General features: G+C 43.6%; 19 protein-coding genes and 1 other RNA gene. 13 read left to right on the top strand and 7 right to left on the bottom strand.

Going from position 1 to position 19,588, the window contains the following annotated elements; genetic code table 11:
- Nucleotides 1–5: 5 nt before the first annotated feature.
- Complete coding sequence (locus tag HY58_RS13355; RefSeq protein WP_039132762.1) at nt 6–1,067, bottom strand: saccharopine dehydrogenase family protein; 1,062 nt, start codon at nt 1,065–1,067, stop codon at nt 6–8.
- A 293-nt stretch (nt 1,068–1,360) separates the two neighbouring features.
- Here HY58_RS13355 and HY58_RS13350 point away from each other — a divergent pair, with 293 nt between their 5' ends.
- Genes HY58_RS13350 through plsX form a run of 3 tightly spaced genes read left to right on the top strand, consistent with a single transcriptional unit; the run spans nt 1,361 to nt 3,124 of the window.
- Complete coding sequence (locus HY58_RS13350; protein ID WP_039132898.1) at nt 1,361–1,912, top strand: DUF177 domain-containing protein; 552 nt, start codon at nt 1,361–1,363, stop codon at nt 1,910–1,912.
- A gap of 27 nt (nt 1,913–1,939) precedes the next feature.
- On the top strand, nt 1,940–2,134 hold the full coding sequence (rpmF, locus tag HY58_RS13345) for a 50S ribosomal protein L32 (protein ID WP_039132760.1): 195 nt from the start codon (nt 1,940–1,942) through the stop codon (nt 2,132–2,134).
- A 33-nt stretch (nt 2,135–2,167) separates the two neighbouring features.
- Entirely contained in the window at nt 2,168–3,124 is a 957-nt protein-coding gene (plsX, locus tag HY58_RS13340; RefSeq protein WP_039132758.1) for a phosphate acyltransferase PlsX, read from the top strand.
- Between the two features lie 76 nt (nt 3,125–3,200).
- On the opposite strand, the gene HY58_RS13335 is transcribed toward plsX, so the two are convergent.
- A complete protein-coding gene (locus HY58_RS13335; RefSeq protein ID WP_052324113.1) occupies nt 3,201–3,632 on the bottom strand; it encodes a YMGG-like glycine zipper-containing protein in 432 nt (143 codons plus the stop codon).
- Nucleotides 3,633–3,821: 189 nt separating this feature from the next.
- Between HY58_RS13335 and HY58_RS13330 the strand changes: the two genes are divergently transcribed.
- Together HY58_RS13330 and arfB are read left to right on the top strand one after the other, a co-directional pair.
- On the top strand, nt 3,822–4,775 hold the full coding sequence (locus tag HY58_RS13330) for a CPBP family intramembrane glutamic endopeptidase (protein WP_052324112.1): 954 nt from the start codon (nt 3,822–3,824) through the stop codon (nt 4,773–4,775).
- On the top strand, nt 4,765–5,169 hold the full coding sequence (gene arfB, locus HY58_RS13325) for an alternative ribosome rescue aminoacyl-tRNA hydrolase ArfB (RefSeq protein ID WP_039132756.1): 405 nt from the start codon (nt 4,765–4,767) through the stop codon (nt 5,167–5,169). The genes HY58_RS13330 and arfB overlap by 11 nt, the downstream gene beginning before the upstream one ends.
- A gap of 41 nt (nt 5,170–5,210) precedes the next feature.
- Here arfB and rnpB read toward each other — a convergent pair.
- From rnpB to HY58_RS13310, 4 genes are all read right to left on the bottom strand, one after another.
- An RNA gene (gene rnpB / locus HY58_RS18955) (RNase P RNA component class A) lies at nt 5,211–5,612 on the bottom strand.
- Between the two features lie 19 nt (nt 5,613–5,631).
- The gene (locus tag HY58_RS13320; protein ID WP_039132753.1) at nt 5,632–6,657 is read right to left on the bottom strand and encodes a Smr/MutS family protein; all 1,026 of its coding nucleotides are present in this window, start codon (nt 6,655–6,657) and stop codon (nt 5,632–5,634) included.
- A 27-nt stretch (nt 6,658–6,684) separates the two neighbouring features.
- A complete protein-coding gene (locus HY58_RS13315) occupies nt 6,685–8,364 on the bottom strand; it encodes an amino acid permease (protein WP_039132751.1) in 1,680 nt (559 codons plus the stop codon).
- A gap of 71 nt (nt 8,365–8,435) precedes the next feature.
- Nucleotides 8,436–9,401 (bottom strand): polyprenyl synthetase family protein, encoded by a 966-nt coding sequence (locus HY58_RS13310; RefSeq protein ID WP_039132749.1) that lies wholly within the window; start codon nt 9,399–9,401, stop codon nt 8,436–8,438.
- Nucleotides 9,402–9,455: 54 nt separating this feature from the next.
- Here HY58_RS13310 and HY58_RS13305 point away from each other — a divergent pair, with 54 nt between their 5' ends.
- A complete protein-coding gene (locus tag HY58_RS13305; RefSeq protein ID WP_039132747.1) occupies nt 9,456–10,343 on the top strand; it encodes a trypsin-like peptidase domain-containing protein in 888 nt (295 codons plus the stop codon).
- Here the strand turns inward: HY58_RS13305 and HY58_RS13300 are convergent.
- Complete coding sequence (locus HY58_RS13300; RefSeq protein WP_039132745.1) at nt 10,327–11,268, bottom strand: hydroxypyruvate isomerase family protein; 942 nt, start codon at nt 11,266–11,268, stop codon at nt 10,327–10,329. The genes HY58_RS13305 and HY58_RS13300 overlap by 17 nt on opposite strands.
- A gap of 86 nt (nt 11,269–11,354) precedes the next feature.
- Between HY58_RS13300 and HY58_RS13295 the strand changes: the two genes are divergently transcribed.
- The 7 genes from HY58_RS13295 (at nt 11,355) to HY58_RS13270 (ending at nt 19,587) form a co-directional block, all read left to right on the top strand.
- Nucleotides 11,355–12,335 (top strand): FAD:protein FMN transferase, encoded by a 981-nt coding sequence (locus HY58_RS13295; protein WP_172644660.1) that lies wholly within the window; start codon nt 11,355–11,357, stop codon nt 12,333–12,335.
- A 45-nt stretch (nt 12,336–12,380) separates the two neighbouring features.
- Complete coding sequence (locus HY58_RS13290; protein WP_052324110.1) at nt 12,381–13,343, top strand: SUMF1/EgtB/PvdO family nonheme iron enzyme; 963 nt, start codon at nt 12,381–12,383, stop codon at nt 13,341–13,343.
- 28 nt (nt 13,344–13,371) lie between these two features.
- Nucleotides 13,372–14,703: a Gfo/Idh/MocA family protein gene (locus tag HY58_RS13285; protein ID WP_039132870.1), complete on the top strand. Its 1,332-nt coding sequence runs from the start codon at nt 13,372–13,374 to the stop codon at nt 14,701–14,703.
- A 64-nt stretch (nt 14,704–14,767) separates the two neighbouring features.
- A complete protein-coding gene (locus HY58_RS19340; RefSeq protein ID WP_082022169.1) occupies nt 14,768–14,944 on the top strand; it encodes an MmcQ/YjbR family DNA-binding protein in 177 nt (58 codons plus the stop codon).
- A gap of 283 nt (nt 14,945–15,227) precedes the next feature.
- Nucleotides 15,228–16,862 carry an amidase gene (locus HY58_RS13280; RefSeq protein WP_039132741.1) on the top strand — a complete coding sequence of 545 codons (1,635 nt, stop codon included), beginning with the start codon at nt 15,228–15,230 and terminating at the stop codon, nt 16,860–16,862.
- A gap of 22 nt (nt 16,863–16,884) precedes the next feature.
- On the top strand, nt 16,885–17,439 hold the full coding sequence (locus HY58_RS13275) for a LemA family protein (protein WP_039132739.1): 555 nt from the start codon (nt 16,885–16,887) through the stop codon (nt 17,437–17,439).
- Nucleotides 17,440–17,442: 3 nt separating this feature from the next.
- Nucleotides 17,443–19,587: a DUF2207 domain-containing protein gene (locus HY58_RS13270; RefSeq protein WP_082022168.1), complete on the top strand. Its 2,145-nt coding sequence runs from the start codon at nt 17,443–17,445 to the stop codon at nt 19,585–19,587.
- The last annotated feature ends 1 nt before the right edge of the window (nt 19,588 follow it).

Below are 19,588 nucleotides of genomic sequence, written 5' to 3'. Positions count from 1 at the left end.
GTTTATTAATGTTGACTTTGATAGAGGCTTCCGTTCTTGGTTTTGATGAAGGCTTCATAGGAAATTTCTTCCTGCTTGATAAAGCCCTGATTTGCCAGGGTTCCGTTGGCAACCATCTCCACCACGGCAGCAACTGAAGCGGCGGTAGTCCAGCTGATAGCACGCCACTCTTTTCCATGGATCATGATTGGATGATACGCATGATAGAATTCTTCCCTTGCAAGCTGGTCATCCTTCCATCCTTCCACAACAGCATATACATATACAACATCTTCACGAACCGGTGGTTTTGCTTCGGTTAAAATTTGTTCCACCAGTTCACGCTTTTCTTTCAGAATCAGTTCATATAAGAGGAAGCGCATGAGTTTGGCATGACCGGGATAGCGCATGGTTTTGTAGTTGAGGGTATCTACTTTTCCCGCCAGGGTTTCGCACATTGTACCCAAACCGCCACTTGTGCTGAAAGCCTCGAACTCCTGCCCTTCTATATTGATCATTTCAATGCCTTCCAGGGAGGGAACCATTTTTCTTTCACCGTTATGGATCACTTCAGAATCATTGATATATTCATTGATAACGCCGGCAGGCGACCAGGTGAAGGAGTAACCCATGAGTCCGTTGGGATAACGGGGAAGAGCTCCTACCCTCAGTTCCACATCGCGGAGTTTGGTGAAGCGGTTATAGAGGTCGGCTCCCACTATACCGATAAAGCCGGGGGCGAGGCCACACTGGGGTGCCATCACCCCTTTAGATGTTTTGGCCATTTCGCGGATTGCCGCAGTGGTGGGAACATCTTCTGTGAGGTCAAAATAATGGATCCCGAGTTTATGAGCAGCTTGTGCCACTGGCAGATTAAGGTTATAGGGAAGACAGGAAACAACAGCATCCTGCTTAGAGAGAAAAGCCTCCAGTTGGGCGGTATCTTTGATAGAACCCGTTTCCACTGCAAAAGAAAGATCGGTAGCGGGCTTGCTCTGGTCAAAGCCGGTTACGATAAAAAGATCGCTTAGCAGGGTTCCAACCAAAGAACCAACCTTGCCAAGTCCAACGACAGCAACGTTTTTCATTATTTATATGTTTAATATGTAAGTATACGAAATACAAAAACAACAGATATGACTTATCACAGAAAGTAATGAATCATTTCAAGGGAGAGCTTTGAGAGGGTGCTTGTCAGGGAACATTAGCACAGGCGGACCGTAAGAAGGCCAGATATGCACCGAATATGTTTACAATTCCGTTCATGCCTGTGAATAATGTACTTTTGTTTTACGGCATCGAAATTAAGGGTTTTGAGCAAAAAAAACCCTTTGGTTCAATTATATTTTACTACCTTTGCCAACCTTTAAAAAAGGTACTCATGAGCAGCAGACGGGAATTTGATATTGCTTTTGTGGGGTTGAAGCCCGGAATTCATGAGTTTGAATATTCAGTAACGGATAAGTTCTTTGAGAACTATCAGCAGGCGGACGTTCGTAATTCAAGGGCTCAGGTAAAATTGAGTCTGGATAAGAAGAATGGTTTCATGTTGCTGAAGTTCGAGATCGGTGGAACGGTGGAAGTGAATTGTGACCGGTGTGGAAGCACTTCATTACCCTGGACCCTTTTCGATGAGTTCAATATAGTTGTAAAGCTGGTGGAGAACCCTGAGGAGATGAATGGACAGGAAGAGGATCCTGATGTATATTATATATCGAGGGGAGAAAGTCACCTGCATGTTGCCGATTGGATCTATGAGTTCATTGTACTGAGTATGCCAATGCGCCGTATGTGCGCGGAGGAGGAAGCCGGAAAGCAGCCTTACTGTAACCAGGAGGCGCTGGAAATGCTCCGGAAGATGGACACGGAAGAGACCCACACAGATAATCCGATCTGGAAGGGACTGGATAAATTTAAGGACCTGGGAAATTGATTTTTGTATATAATAAACTGTTGAGATATGCCAAATCCGAAACGCAGACATTCACAGCAGCGTAGTGCCAAGAGAAGGACGCATTACAAGGCCGCTGCAGCTACCCTGAGCACAGATAGCACAACTGGTGAACTGCATGTACGTCATCGTGCACACGTGAGCGAAGGAAAATTGTTCTACAAGGGAAAGCTGGTGGCTGAGAAATCACCCATCAAGAAATAATTAACCTGTATACAATTGTATAGTTTGCCGGAGATGAAAATCGGTCTGGACATGATGGGTGGAGACTTTGCGCCGCTGGAAGCGGTGAAGGGTCTTCAGCTTTTCCTGTCGGAACACCATTCTCCGGCAAATATTGTTTTATTCGGTGATGAAGCTCTTCTGAAGCCATTACTGGAAGAATATGGGATCGCCTCCGAAAAGGTTTCTATAGTGCATGCCCCTCAGGTGATTGGCATGCATGAGCATCCCACCAAGGCGTTGAAAGAAAAGCAACAATCTTCCATTGCAGTAGGATACTATTATCTTGCCAATGCTAAGATCGATGCGTTTATCAGTGCCGGCAATACCGGTGCCATGCTGGTTGGTGCACATTACAGTCTCAAACCCATTGAAGGGGTTTTAAGACCCACTATTTCCACCATTATTCCGAAGGAAGATGGTAAAACAGGTTTATTACTGGATGTAGGTCTTAATGCAGATTGTAAGCCGGAACATCTAAACCAGTTTGCGATTTTGGGTAGCCTTTATGCCACACATATTCTTGGTGTGGAGAACCCAAGAGTTGGATTGGTGAATATAGGGGAAGAAGAAGGGAAAGGTAATATACTGGCACAAGCAACTTATCCCCTCCTTAAAGAAAATACCCAGATCAATTTCATTGGCAATATTGAAGGGCGTGATATACTGGTTGACAAGGCCGATATCATGGTATGTGAAGGTTTTACGGGTAATATCATTCTTAAGTTAGCCGAATCATTATATGAGGTAACCAGCCGGAAGAATATTCAACATGCATACTTCGACCGCTTCAATTTCGAAAATTATGGTGGTACTCCAATTCTAGGCGTTAATAAACCGGTTATTATCGGTCATGGAATCTCCCATTCCACTTCCTTCAAAAACATGCTACGACTTGCTAAAAAAATGATCGGGACCAAATTGCTGGAGAATATGCAGGATGCATTCCGCCAGGAAACCCCGCAGGATTAAAAAAGGGATCCCGGTCAACTTTATCGGTAAAACCGAACCAGCCAACCAGGATCACCAGGTTATTATTTTATATTAGTTATTGACTTCTTTTGTAATCCCTGTATTCACGGCCCTGTTCAACACGACCAGATTTCCGGTCGCTGGAACGTCCGATCGTATATCCGGTACCTGCTCCAACCACGCCACCGATAACTGCACCACGGGCAGGCTTTTTCCGATCAATGATGGCACCGGCGCCAGCACCAGCCACACCACCAATTATAGCGCCTTTTGCAGCATCACTTACTCCTGTAGGTTTTTGTGGAACTCTTGCCGCACTTTCATTATTGATGGAGTAGTTACCACTGTTAGATGAGCGATAATTTGAGCTTTTCTTGGTTGTAACTTTTGCACGCTCCACCACAACTGGGGCAGGCGCGGCAGCTACTTCTTTTTCTTCGGTTGTACCTTTTGTACCGCAGGCGGCCAGAAAGGCAATTGCTGTTATTGAGTACATTAACTTTTTCATGGTACTTATTTTAATAGTTGAATACAATCGTAGTAATTCAATTAGCGGGCCAACTACCTTTAAAACAGATTTAAGGAAGACAACTTAACATTTCTACAGACTTCTCTTAACGCTTCATAAACAGTTACCACAGGGCAATCAAAAACTATATTAACTTTCCTCTTAATAATAGTGCACGTATAATTAAATATGCAAAATTTTCTATCGTGGTTCCAGGAATTTTACCAGCAAACAAGTAAACCTTACCTGCTTTGTTGTACGCTATTTGCTGCCCTGTTAATCATTCTCAATTATAGATGGGGTATAGAACCAAAATGGTTACACAATCTTCCTAACCGTCCTATTAAATTCCTGGGATATTATTTTGTTTACCTCATAGCATTTGCTATACCCTACATGTTATACTATCTTTTTGATGGCAGTATACGCCCTGGCCCCTTAATAATTATACTGGTGATACTGGCTCCAGCAATTTTTGCAATCAAGGTAACAGCCGGAGGCTGGAAAGAGTTGATACAGGGATGGCATCCGGGTCACAAGGGATGGTACCTATCCATCATAACTGACTGGCCGCTTCGATTATTGATCACTGCTAGTTTATTATTTATCATTTATAGTTTTCTTCCCTCATCAGCAAATAAAGGGAGCGGGTTCCTGAACGCACATGGATTAAGTTATTCTATTCCCTCATGGGGCCCCTATATAATGCTGCTTTCATGTATGATTCCACTGGTGGCATTTGCTGCAACACAATCCGATTTCCTGAATACCTATCCTAAACTTAGAAATATTTCTTTCCTTGCACCGGCCGGGCCATCCTGGTGGCAAAAGTTGCTATATGAACTCTCCTATGGCAGTGATTTCTTTACCATTGAAATTTTTTTCAGGGGGTTCCTGGTTATTTTATTCAGCCGTTATGTGGGGCCGGCAGCAATATTGCCAATGGCTGTATTCTATTGTTCCATACATTTTGGTAAGCCCATGCTGGAATGTATTTCTTCCTATTTCGGGGGAATGATACTGGGCATCATTGCCTGTTATTCTCACAGTATCTGGGGTGGAATAATAATACATCTTGGACTGGCCTGGATGATGGAGATTGCCGCCACGGTTGCCATAACTTTGCGTCATCATGAATATTGATATCAGCAGTGAGATAATATTCCGTACTGCAAGAAGCGGGGGCAGTGGCGGACAAAATGTGAACAAGGTGGAAACCATGGTAGAGGGAAGGTGGCATATTGATGGCTCCGCTTTTTTTAATACCGAACAAAAGCTATTGCTTCACCAGAAATTAGCTAACCGTATAAAGGGGGAAGGTTTTCTGCAGGTGCGATCACAGGCCGACAGAACACAACTGGGAAATAAAGCGATCGTCATCAGCAAAATGAATGAGCTTGTTAAAGAGGCCTTCCGGAAAAAGAAATCAAGGATAGCCACAAAACCAGGTGCGGGGGCTAAAGAAAAAAGAATTGAACATAAAAAGCAAAAGGCGCAGATCAAACAATTGAGGAAAAGACCAGGCCTTGGCGATTAGGTTAGAATAAACAAATAAAAAACGACCCCCTGGTCGTTTTAATAAACTTCTCACCTGTAAGCCGGATTCTGTTCCTGTTTTGGTTTTACCCATAACAGGCCGCTACCATTTATCTGGCCGCAACATTACTATTGCGATCTATCTGCCTACCCTCCGGCGTTGGCCCTTTCGGAACCATCGGGCGAGCCGCCCTCAGCCACCGGTTTACATGGCATTTCAGCATACAAGGTTTACCCCCAACCGGCATTACTGCCGGCTACCGTAGGCTCTTACCCTACGTTTTCACCCTCACCTGTTTCGCCAAAGCGAAACGGGCAGTTATTTTCTGTGGCACTTTCTGTGAACGGTTGCCCGCCCCCCGGCCGTTAGCCGGTGTATTGCCCTATGCTGTCCGGACTTTCCTCGTTACATGAAACATGTACCGCGGCAGCGCGGTGAGAAGCCTGTAAAGATAAGAAGAACTCAGTACTGAAAGTGGATCTCGGTTGCTCCATACCCATAACTGGGATGGTATTGGTTCACGAAGTATTTCACCTGGCTACGATGGCGAAGCATATCATGGATCTCATCGCGAAGCCGTCCACTTCCAACCCCGTGGATGATGGTGAGCATAGGCTGGTAATGTGCCAATGCGAGGTCAAAATACTTCTCAAACTCCTGCATCTGCATTTGTAAAATTTCAAAATTACTCATGCCCTTCCAACTATCGGTAAGCTTCTCCATATGAAGATCTACTACTGTTCGGGCAGGAGGAAGATGCTGGCGGGCCTGGGAGGCCTCATAGATCTTATAACCGGCAGCAGCAAGTTTTCCCAACTCCATTTTTTCCTCTTCCACCTTTGCCGGGTAATCTTTGAAAAGCTGGTAGGAAAATGTTGGCTCACCTTTCTGCTGTATCTCCTGGATCTTCATGAAAACCTGCTTTGGTTTCAATTTTAATGAAGCCTCAAAAAAAGGAGCCTTTTTCTTATCGGGGGTAAGTAATGAAAATTCAAAATGGTATGACGGACTATCATTGAGATCCGCAAAAGGGATATCGTGGAGATAGAAATCCTGGAAGGCAAGAATCTCATTCCGCAATTCAAAATCTGTATCACCAAAATACTTTAGCTGATAAGTGAAGCTGTATCCTGCATCATTCTGGTTGTGAAGGTGGATCTTAAGATTTGAAACCACTTCATCACCAAATTCATCCGCTTCAAATTTCGGAATAAAGGTGATCCAGACCCCATTGGGATCGCGGCGAGGTTTCTGAACGATCTTCTCTTTTGGTACCTGGTCAATGAAAGTTTTTGGTTTGGGCTTTTCCTTTACCAGTTTTTGTTTAGAAAATTGTTTGAAATAGGGGAAATCAAGTTGGTCAGTATATGCCGGGAACTTAACCCCCCGAACATCCACCATCACCATCTTTTCATTAATAATTTCCACCACTTCCCCATCCTCATTGGTGAGACGTACCACCACCTTATCTCCAACTTCAAATTTCATGTGACAAAGATAAGGTCCGCAAATGGTTTATAGATTAGTTGCCAGCTTACTCTTCCGGTAACCATACAGGAAGTAGAAAGCAAGGCCCACAGCCATCCAGATAAAGAATACCAGCCAACTCTTTGCAGGGATCTCGATCATGAGATACATACAACATAGCATACCTAAAACCGGGATCAGCGAATAGTTACGGAGGAAGGAAAAAATTGCCATCAACCAGGAGGTGAGCATGAAAACAAGGAATAAAATCTCCTGGTATCCTTCATCGCTGATATTACTAACTGCTTCGGCTATACGATGGCGCCAGAGCCAGGTAAAAGCAATCACAACAACTGGTATTATGAATTTTGCATTAATGTAAGGAAGGTTAAACTTTCCGGGTTTATTGGCAATCCGGGGCAGCAGTAAAACACCACCACAAACCAATACAAAAGCAAACAGCGTTCCTATACTGGTAAGGTCGGTCATCAGCTTATCATCCGCGAACAATACCGGGATACCTACCACAAGGCCGGTTATGATGGTTGCAAACCAGGGAGTCTGGTAACGGGGATGGATCTTTGAAAATGATTTTGGCATGAGTCCGTCGCGGCTCATACTCATCCAGATCCTTGGTTGCCCGATCTGGAAAACAAGCATAACACTGGTGGCTGCGATAACGGCGCTAATGGAAACGAAGGTTCCAATCTTCTGCATATTGATCTTGTCAAAAACAAATGCGAGCGGATCAGTAACGCCTTCAAATTCTTTATAGTTAACCATCCCTGTTATTACCAGCGTTGTTATTACATAAATGACGGTGCAGATAATAAGGGAATATATCATACCCCGGGGCATATCGCGCTGTGGGTTAGAGCACTCCTCTGCCGTTGTTGATATGGCATCGAAGCCGATATAGGCAAAGAAAACAGCAGAAACCCCTTTTAATACACCTGTCATTCCATTTGGAAGGAAAGGCGTCCAGTTACTGGTTGTATCTTCTGAAAAGATTATCCATAAACCAACTGCAGCAATCAGTAACAACACCACGATCTTCAAACCAACCATGAAATTGGCAGTATTCTTACTTTCCTTAATACCAATATAAGCGAGCATGGTAACCAGGATCACGATAAGGAAGGCAGGCAGGTTCACAACAAAAGGTATACCCATGATTTTGGGAGCGGTTGCATACACCATGGCATCGGTGGGCTCACCTGCTGCCAATGCGGACTGGTAGGCCGACTTCGCAGTTTGATAACCTGTTGTGAGGTATGCCGGAAGGTCGATGCCCAGCACATTATGCAGAATATTATTGAAATAAGAACTCCAGCTAATGGCAACAACAATATTACCAATACTGTATTCAAGGATAAGTGCCCATCCCAGGATCCATGCGATCAGTTCACCAAAGGTTACATACGAATAGGTATAAGCGCTACCGGAAACCGGAACACGCGACGCAAATTCAGCATAGCAGAGTGCGGTAAATCCACAGGTAACTGCGGTTATAAGAAAAAGAAATATGACTCCCGGTCCGCCATTGAAAGCGGCTGATCCTATGGTAGAAAAAATGCCCGCCCCAATAACTGCAGCGATACCCATCATGGTGAGGTCGCGAACATTCAATACCTTTTTCATTCCTGACTCATGACCATCGGATAGTCCCTGCTCATGGTCGCGTATGATCTTATCTATGGATTTTTTTCTGAATAAAGAAGTCGGCATGCAGTTGGTTTAATTGGCCAAGATATGTAATTATTGGATCAGGTAAGAGCGTGTAAGAACGGTTTTTTTACTCAGTAATCGCGTTGAACAAGGAAATGAGCCAGTTTCTTAAGGGGCTCTTTGCGCTTACTCAATACCGCTATATCATCAAGGTGTTGGAGGGCTGTATTGAGGTATTTATCCTGCAATTCCCTTGCCCAAACATCTACTCCGCAACTCCGGAATATGGATAATACTTTCTCCACTTTATCGGGGGGATTTGAATCTGAGAGTGATCGCAGTTCGGCACGCTGGCTTTCACTGGCCGATTCCATAGCCCTGATCAAAAGGAATGTTTTTTTATTAGCAAGTATATCACCACCTACCTGTTTACCAAACTTGGCTGGATCACCGAAGGCATCCAGGAAATCATCCTGCACCTGGAAAGCTATACCCAGATTCCGGCCAAATTCATATATATGATGGAGGTTGCCCTCTCCTGCTCCTCCGAGTATAGCGCCCAATTTCAGGCTGGCGGCTAATAGAACCGAGGTCTTCAATTCTATCATATTAATATAGGCATCCAGGGAAACATCATCTGCTTTCTCAAAATCCATATCCAGCTGCTGGCCCTCACAGACCTGCCTGGCAGTACGGTTGAATAATTGGATGATCCTGTGAATGTGTTCGCTACGGATCTTATTGAGGTAATCATAAGATACAACCAGCATAACATCGCCCGCAAGTAATGCAGTGGGTTCACCATATTTATAATGAACCGTTTCCATACCCCTTCTCAGGGGAGCTTTATCCATAATGTCATCATGAATGAGTGTGAAATTATGGAAGATCTCAATGGCATTGGCCACATGCCAGGTATTTGGATTGATCTCATCGAACAGTTCATTGCCCATCAGGCAGCAAACAGGCCGTATCCTTTTTCCTCCCAGGCCCAGGAAATATTCAGCCGCACCATATAAGGATGCAGGATGTTCCGGAAAATGTGATTGCTGAAAACGCGATATAAAATCTTTTGATAATTCTTCAAAGGAGTGCATAGAGGTATTATTGCGAAGGGCTAAAATAGTATATTACCATCTAATTGAAGCCCCATGTTCGAAAGCGCCATTGAAAATGTATCAAAGTTCACCAGGCCACTGCATACAATAGCCCGGTATCATAACGGTATGATTGTTCCGGGGGCATCCACTTTCTTTTTTGTAAATGATAAGGGCGCTGCCATTACCTGTAAGCATGTGGCCAATATGATCATTTCAGCCGATAAGATCAACAATGCCTATAACGAATATAAATCAGAGAGAAACCGGCTCGCAAAAGATAATAAATACCCGCAATTCCTGAAAAACCTTGATAATAAGTACAAGTATACCAAGGAGACCATGGTTCAATTGAAAACCAATTTCCGGAACAGCTTTGACAAGATAGCCAAGATCGATATACATATGCATGCCACGCAGGATCTGGCCATTCTTGAATTCAAGGGATTTGAAAAGACCTTTTACAGTGGTCATGCCATTTTCAAGCGCAACAATACCGGTATTAAACAAGGCAAATACCTTTGCCGGCTTGGTTTCCCTTTCCCGGAGTTCAATAATTTCAAACACAATACTGAAACAGATAATATTGAGTGGACAACAGAGGGAAAGCAAAATTCACCCATCTTCCCGATCGATGGGATTGTAACCCGCTTTCTGGGCAAACCCCAGGGTGGACATACAGGAATTGAGCTGAGCACACCCGGGTTAAGGGGACAAAGTGGTGGTCCTCTTTTTGACCGGGAAGGCATCATTTACGGAATGCAGTTCGCAACCAAGCATCTTCACCTTGGGTTTGACCTTAATGGTAAGGAGATCATTGATGGAGGACATAAGACACAGGTATCAAACCATCCCTTCCTGCATGTAGGATTATGCGTACATGTGGCCATCATCAAAGATTTCCTGAACCAGCACAGTATTCCTTTTACCGAGGGGGATTAGCAAGGAAATTGTCAGCATCACGGTAGGCTTTTATGAGAGCCAGTTCACCCTCTTTACCTTTACCGGCATTGCCATGCTCCATGCCAAGAATGCCCTTATATCCCTTTGAATGGATATGCCTGAAAATATTGCGATAATTCATTTCACCCGTGCCCGGCTCATTGCGGCCGGGATTATCGCCAATCTGGAAATAAGGCGTTTCAGACCAGGTTTTGTCAATATTTGCGATAATGTTTCCTTCGTTACGCTGCATATGGTACATGTCAAAAAGAAACTTGCAGGATGGGCTTCCCACAGCCTGGCATATCATATAGGTCTGATCAGTATGGCGAAGGAAAAGATCGGGGTTATCACTCAGCGCTTCCAGCACCATCACCAGTCCATGCGGTTCAAGAATTTCAGATCCTTTTCTCAGGGCATTAATAACATTGGCGGTCTGGTATTCATGGGAGAGGCTTCTCTCATAATTACCCGGAACAACCGTCATCCATTTAGCACCGCAACGTTTGGCCACCTCAACTGCTTCCTTGCAATCTTTGATCATGAGGTCAATAAACTCCTGTTTCCCTGACGTGAGGGAGGTCTTCCAATGCCAGTTTTGAGATGTTATAACAAATACGCCCATGCGCATTCCAAGTTTCGCAAGGGTTTCACCAATCTTCTTTTGTTGATCAACCGACCGGCCCATCATTCCATTATCTTCAATGGAACGGAATCCCATACTGTGGGCAAATTTGATCTGTTCAATAAAATCATCACCGCCATGGTTTTTGAACATCCCATCATGGAAAGCATAATCGAGGTTAAAAGGTTTTTCTGATAAACTACTTGTGTCCGTTTTTCCTTTTGCCGCTTCTGCCACAGTTGATGTGAGAAGTGCACCACCGGCAAGTAATGATTGATGAACAAAATCCCTTCTTTGCATGGCAATTAAATTTGAGTCTTAAATTTACCGGAATCCAATCCAAAAAATATAAAATATTGCTCCTTAAGATAATTTTGAACGCAGGATTGTTAATATCCTTTTATAACCTCCAGGCGCAGCCGAAAAAGTTTAGCTATTCTGCCAGCAAGATGGGATCTCCCTTTAATATCATTTTGTATTCAACTGACAGCTTACTTGCCAACCGGGCTGCAGATGATGCATATAAAATGGTGGATTCACTGGTTTATATCTTCAGTGATTATATTGACAGCAGCGAACTGAATCGCTTATGTGTGAGAGCGGGTCAGGATCAAGCTTTTATTGCCTCCCCTGCCCTCTTTGACATTCTGGAGATTTCAGTTGATGCATCCAGGAAAAGCCAGGGAAGTTTTGATATTACACTTGGTGCTCTGACCCGCCTTTGGCGTAGGGCCCGAAAAGAGAAGATCTGGCCATCAGAAAACCAGGTACAACAGGCCCTTGCAGTTAGTGGTTACAAAAAAATAAAGCTGGATAAAGCAACACGCTCGGTATGGCTTACCCAGAAAGGTATGCTACTTGACCTGGGAGGTATTGCACAGGGATATATTGCACAAAAGGTGATTGACAGCCTTCGTTCTATGGGAATATCCTCAGCGCTGGTGAATGTAAGTGGAGATATAGTAACATTAGGGAGCCCTCCTGGAAAAAATGGCTGGACCCTTGCCCTGGGCCTACCTGAGAGCCGCGAAAAAGTACTGGAGCGCACCATCAGTGTATCAGGAAAAGCTGTTACAACTTCTGGTAATGCTTTTCAATTTATGATACATGAAGGAAAAAAATATTCACATGTACTTGATCCACAAACGGGGTATGGTCTCACTTCGGGCCGCACAGTCACCGTTATTGCTGACGATGGTATAAAGGCCGACTGGCTTACCAAGGCATTCAGCCAACTCTCCTTTTCTTCTGCCAGGAAACTCGCGAGAGAACAAAATGCAGAATTCATCATATCAGAATACAGAAATGAAAAAATACGCAAACGATTGAGCAGGGGCTTTGCCTCATTCTGGACAACTGTAAAATGAACACTTACCGAAAATGAACTAAATTGGTTTTTTAAACAAGCAATTTTGAAAGAGCTATTTTTATTTATTGGCGGCTCCCTGGCAACGCTCACTGTTGCCGCCCAGAATCCCGTGGATTCATTCCGTACCTATCAGCAAATCATTCCTGGAAGTTCAATCAGTTTCACCATGGTACCCATTACTGGCGGATCCTTCACGATGGGATCGGATCCTACAGAGAAAGGTCATGAAACAGATGAAGCACCCAGGCGACAAGTAAGTATATCACCCTTCTGGATGGCGTCTATGGAAGTAAGTCGCGATGCTTTTGATGTTTTTTACAAAGATGAATCTATCAGCCAGAATTCTGATGTGGATGCTATCACAAGGCCAAGTCCGCAGTATATAGATTTTAGTTTAGGAATGGGAAAAGAGGGAGGCTATCCTGTAAATAGTATGAGCCAGCAATCTGCTCTTATGTATTGCCGCTGGCTCTATAATAAAACCGGTGTTTTTTATCGACTTCCTACAGAGGCAGAATGGGAATATGCCTGCCGGGCAGGGAGCAATGACAGCTATTTTTTTGGCTCCAGTGAGAAAGAGCTTGACCAGTATGCATGGTACAACGCCAATAGCCAGAATAAATTCCATAAATCGGGAACAAAGAAACCGAATGCATGGGGACTTTATGATATGATGGGGAATGTTGCCGAATGGACCCTTGACCATTATTATTCTGACCCTCAGGAAGGCCTGACTGATAAAACCAAAGACCCAAAAACAACGTTTAATGCTTCCCGTTATCCAAAAACGCTTAAGGGTGGTGGCTATAATAGTGAAGCAATTGAACTGAGATCAGCCAACAGGATAAAATCTGTTGCCGCATGGAACCGCCGTGATCCGCAGATACCAAAAAGTCCCTGGTGGCTTACCGAAGGCAGCTTTATCGGCTTCCGGATTATCCGTCCACTGGAACAACCCTCGCCTTCTGCAGCAAATGCATTTTTTGATGAATACCTTCAGCATTAACTTAGATCACCATAAACAAACAAGCAAGATGTCTAACGATGCCAAAAACCGTACAAATTCCCGCCGGGAATTTGTAAAACAATCCAGCCTCCTGACAGGTGGAATTATTGCAGCCCCACTCATGTCACATGCCAATTTTTTTTCCGGAAGTGAAGATACTATTAAGGTAGTATTGGTGGGATGTGGCGGAAGAGGAACTGGTGCCGCTATCCAGGCGCTTCTTTCGAAGCAGAATGTTAAGCTGGTAGCAATGGCTGATGCATTCCGCGACAATATTGATAATTGCTATAAAAGCATTGGGGAAGAGCTAGCTGATAATGCGGCTGTGCTTGCAAAGATCGATGTTCCGGAAGAAAGAAAATTCACAGGATTCGATGGCTATCTTAAAGCCATTCCGCTTGCTGATGTAGTAATACTATGCACTCCTCCCGGATTCCGTCCCATTCATTTTGAAGAAGCCATCAAACAGGGCAAACATGTATTCATGGAAAAACCTGTTGCCGTTGACCCCACTGGTGTTCAGCGAGTATTAAAAGCAGCAGCTGTGGCAAAGCAGAAAAAACTGAATGTAGTTGTAGGTCTTCAGAGACATTACCAGAACTCTTACCGCGAACTTTTCAAACGTAAGGACCAGATAGGTGATATTACTTCTGCCCAGGCATGGTGGAATAATGATGGTGTATGGGTAAGGGGGCGTAAGGCTGGACAAACTGAAATGGAATACCAGATGCGCAACTGGTATTATTTCAACTGGCTATGTGGTGACCATATCACAGAGCAGCATATCCATAATCTTGACGTTGTAAACTGGTTCAAAGGAGCGTACCCCGTTAAGGCACAGGGTATGGGAGGCAGACAGGTACGTAAAGGAAAGGATCATGGAGAGATATTTGATCATCACTTTGTAGAATTCACCTATGCCGATGGCACTATTCTGAACAGCCAGTGCCGTCATATCCCGGGAACTATGAGTCGCGTGGATGAATTGCTGATCGGAACAAAAGGTAAAATACATTGCGGAGCAGGTATGGTTGCTGACAGCAAAGGCAAAACCCTGTATAAGTTTGATTCAAAAACAGAAAATAATCCATACCAGACTGAGCATGATGAATTATTTGCTGCTATAGCTAAGGGTCAATACAAATTTGAAGATGCTGAAAATGGGGCTCATAGCACAATGACCTCTATCCTTGGCCGAATGGCAACTTATAGCGGTCAGATCATTGATATGGATAAGGCGCTTAACAGTGGGCTGGATATCATGCCCAAAACATTTGCCTGGGATGCAGCACCCCCGGTATTGCCAGATGCAGATGGATTCTATCCTATCGCGGTTCCAGGTAAAACAAAATACATTTGATATAAATAACTATCTTGAACAATGCCCTGTAGTGAAAGCTGCGGGGCATTTTTAATGGAGACCGATGATAATAGACCTTATACGTGAAATATGCCTTTCACTTCCTGCAGTTACAGAAGATATAAAATGGGAATCACACCTATGTTTTAATGTGGGGGGTAAAATGTTCCTGATCAGTTCGCCTGATGAGGTGCCTGTAAATGCAACTTTTAAAGTGCCTGAAGAATCATTTGAGGAATAAACTACCTGCAAAAACCCGGAAGGAACTGGGTGTGTAGGCAAAAAAAAAGGGCCAGTATAGAAATACAGCCCGTTTTATAATCCAATATCCTATGAAAAACCTACACTTATAATTCAAACTCCGGGCCAGCGGTTCTCTTGTATTAAATGGCTAAGAATGATAGGATAGTCGCGGAATTTTTTACCTGAATGTGGAAAATCATGCTCGATGGCTTCCCCATTTTTCTACTTTGAGCAGGTTGATTTTTCTTATATTGAATTAATTCTAATACCAACCAACCAGAATGAACAGACGAAATTTTCTATGGAACGGGTCACTCGCCGGTCTCTCGGTTTCCGCTTTTTCTTTGGGAGCATGCAAAGAAAGCAAGAAAGGGGCTGAATCCAGTGTTAAGGATATCGCATCCCCTCAAGATAGCTTCCCCTTAATGGAAATCACCATCGAGGATTTACAACAGAAGATGAAGGAAGGTAGCATGACCGCCGTGTCCATAACGCAATTGTACCTTGACAGGATCCTGCAAATTGACAAATCGGGGCCAAAATTAAATTCCATAATAGAAATAAACCCTGATGCTTTATCCATTGCAGCAGAAATGGATAATGAAAGAAAAGCCGGTAATATAAGGGGTAGCCTGCATGGTATTCCCGTTTTGATCAAGGATAATATAGATACGGCAGATAAGATGCAGACAACGGCCGGGTCATTGGCATTGGAGGGACATATAGCTAAGGAAGATGCATTTATCGTAAAGCAACTGCGACTGGCCGGTGCCGTTATATTAGGTAAGACCAATCTCTCAGAATGGGCCAATTTCAGATCCACCAGTTCCTGCTCGGGCTGGAGTAGCAGAGGCGGGCAAACAAAGAGTGCCTACCTGCTCACTCATAACCCTTGCGGATCAAGTTCAGGATCAGGAGTTGCTCCTTCTGCAAATCTTTGCGTTGTGGCTATTGGAACAGAAACAGACGGATCAATCACTTGTCCTGCTGCTGTTAGCGGAATCGTTGGACTTAAGCCAACCGTTGGTCTGGTGAGCAGAACTGGTATCATTCCCATTTCCCATACGCAGGATACAGCAGGGCCTATGGCCAGGACAGTACGCGACACGGCAATTCTACTGGGGGTGCTTACAGGCATTGATGAAAACGATGAAATAACCCGCACCAGCGAAGGAAAAAAATTAGAGGACTATACCAAATTTCTGGATACAGAGGGCCTGAAAGGGAAAAGAATTGGTATTGAGAAAGAATTGCCAGGAAAGAACCATTATATGCATGCTTTACTTGCGAAGGCTAAGGATGTTCTGCGTTCGAAGGGAGCCGAAGTAATAGAGGTGAGCTATCTGAAGCGCATCAATGATCTTGGCAATGATGAGTACAATGTTTTGAAATACGAGTTCAAGGCTGGCTTAAATAAATACCTCGCGAACGCTAATGCTAAGATCAAATCACTAAAAGAAGTTATCGAATTCAACAAGGCGAATGAAGATCGTGCCATGCCATATTTTAAACAGGAAACACTGGAAGCTTGTGAAGCATTAGGCACACTCGATACTAAAGAATATAAGGATGCTTTAAAAAATTCACACAAGGGATCGCAAGTCATCATTGACGGGATACTAAAAGAACACAAGCTGGATGCCATATCGGGATTAACAATGGGACCGGCCTGTAGTATTGACCTCTGGTATGGCGACCGGTGGGGTGATGTATTCCTTACTGCACCTGCAGCTTCTTCGGGATATCCGCATATTACAGTACCCTGTGGAATGGTTTACGGATTGCCCGTTGGTCTTTCTTTTTATGGTCCGGCGTATTCAGAACCTACCCTCCTTTCTCTTGCCTATTCCTATGAACAGGCAACAAAAAACAGGCAACTTCCAACCTACAAAACACAATTAGAATCTCTGTCCTGATTAACCCTGAAATAATACTCAAATGTCAACTCTAACGATCATTATAATAGTAATTGTATTGATGATTCTGCTAGTGGTTTTCTTGTATAACAAGCTAACCAGGTTGCGGATACTTGTGCGTGAAGGATGGAGTGGAATAGGTACTTTCCTGCAGCAGAGGAATGATCTTATTCCCAATCTCGTGGAAACAGTTAAAGGCTATGCTTTACATGAAAGCAGCACGTTAACAGAAGTTGTAAAGTGGAGAAATAAAAGTATGCAGGCCGGAACGCCGGCAGAGCAGATCGAGGCAACCAATGGTATGAACAGGGCGCTGGTAGATTTTTTTGCATTAGCGGAACAATACCCCGACCTCAAAGCCAGCCAGAATTTTATCAACCTGCAGAATGATCTGACTGAAATGGAAACCAAACTGAACCAGAGCCGTCGTTATTATAATGGTACAGTTCGCAATTACAATCAGTCTGTTGCAACTTTCCCCGGAAATATTGTTGCAGGAATATTCGGTTTCAGAGAAGAAGTATTCTTTGAGGAAGAACGCACGGCCACTGCAGTACCTAAGGTTAGTTTCAGGTGAAGTATGAACATACTATGTCATATTAATTTCCTCCGCTGTCTTTTAATGGGATGGCTATTGACAACGTCAGTTTGTGCGGGTGCGCAGTTTGCCAATTCAGAAATATCAGACAGGTTTATCAGTGCGGCCGATTTTGATAGCATGATCCTGGAAAAAGCCATAATAATTGGCGCCAAAAGATCTCTTAGTGCAGAAGAGATCAGGATGAATTACCCAAAATCAAGGAGTCGCTTTTCTGAACTAATGCAGGCTCTATTACAAAACCCGTACACCCATCTTGATAATAATTACAGTGAAACTTCTGTAGGGAGCAGCGGTTTTCAAAAAGCGAGACAGGCTTATCTTTCGGCAGCAGCAGAAGCCATTGAAAGGGCATTTGAATATCCCGACAACTTTTATCCTCTTTTCATAAAAGACAATAGCGACCGTATCCTTTCATTTCATTCCGAAATAAGGATTGAAAAAGACGGAACGATCAAAGTGAGTGAGTTTATTAGTGTATATAATGGAAATGGCAGCAATGGCTCAGTTAATGATGATATACAAAGAGGCATTGTGCGCGATTTCCCAACACGATATCTGAAACCTGATGGATTATGGACACGAACAGGCTTCCACCTGAATGCTGTACTTAAAAATGGTGCACCGGAACCATATATAAGCGAAGCATTGTATAATGGAAGCCGAATAATGATTGGTCGCAAAGACCTGTTATTGCCAGAGGGGAAGTATGATTATCGAATTGATTATGAAACAAGGCGTCAGCTTATTTTCCACCCCGACAAAGATGAATTTTATTGGAATGTAAACGGCAATGGATGGGTTTTTTCTGCTGACAGCATATCCTGCAGTATTCTTTTTCCGGATCAGTCCAGGATTTTTGAATGGAACTGTTATACAGGGATACAGGGATCTACGGAAAAGGAATGTTCAGGAATGCTGGAGAATGATAGGTCTATCCTTTTTTGGGGAAAGCGAAGGTTTGAATCAAGAGAAGGTCTGACAGTTGCTGCAAGTATTAAAAAGGGTGTATTGCTACCGCCCGGCAAGGCAGATAATTTTATTGATCTGGTGCTAAGTAATTACATAATCCCGGTATTATTATTACTGTTCAGTGGTTTGTTTTTGTTTTATTACAGAACATGGAAACGCAGGGGCCGTGATCCACTTAAAGGCACAATCTACCCCCAGTTTGAACCTCCTCCGGCATTTAGTCCAGCAGATACGGGTTATTTATTGGAACAGCAGTTCGGATCGCATTTGTTTGCTGCAACACTTGTAGATGCAGCGGTTCACCGGCAACTTGAAATTGATGTCAATAAAAAAGGAAAAATATTTCCTGTAACAGAATACCGGTTCAATAAACCTGAATTAGAGGGAAAAAAGGAAACCCAAAATATGCCTGCTGACCGATATGGATTTAATATTGAAGACATTTATGGGGAAACAGCTTCCAAAGGAACGTATAACAGCAAACTCAAAACACTTAACACAAAACTGGAAGAATCATTAAAAAGTCGCTTCCTGATCCGTTCCGGGAGAAAAAATAGTTTCAAAGGCATGTTTGTACTTAACAAAGGTTATTTATGGCTGGGTGCGGCTATACTGGTGTTGGCAATTATCCTTGCCTTTATTTTCAATACTGCTTATTTTTCTTTGCCGCTTGTTTACTTCAGTATAATGATGATCATATTGATGATAATTGTGCAGCTTGTATTCTCCAGGATCATGAGTGCATATACCGAAGAAGGTCGGAATATTACTGATCATATAGAAGGGTTCCGCATATACCTGAAGGAAGCAGAACAAAATATTTACAATCAACTAACCCCTCCCGAAAAAACGCTGGATCTGTTTGAAAAATACCTTCCTTATGCCATTGCATTAAAAGTTGAGAATGAATGGGCATCCAAGTTTGATAAGATGCTTCAGGATGCAATAGCGGGTGGATACAAGCCAGCATATTTTCATACGGGAAGTAATTTTGGAAGAAGTTTCACCATGAGTGATCTGAGCAAGAGCATATCATCGGGATTAACTGGCACTATTTCATCAGCCTCTACTCCGCCCAGCAGTAGTAGTGGTGGTTCAGGAGGTGGAGGTTCCAGTGGTGGCGGGGGCGGTGGTGGCGGTGGTGGCGGATGGTAGC

Source organism: Flavihumibacter sp. ZG627 (genome assembly GCF_000814325.1).
In the GTDB taxonomy this organism is placed as follows: Bacteria; Bacteroidota; Bacteroidia; order Chitinophagales; family Chitinophagaceae; genus Flavihumibacter.
This window is presented reverse-complemented; position numbering and strand designations above follow the sequence as displayed.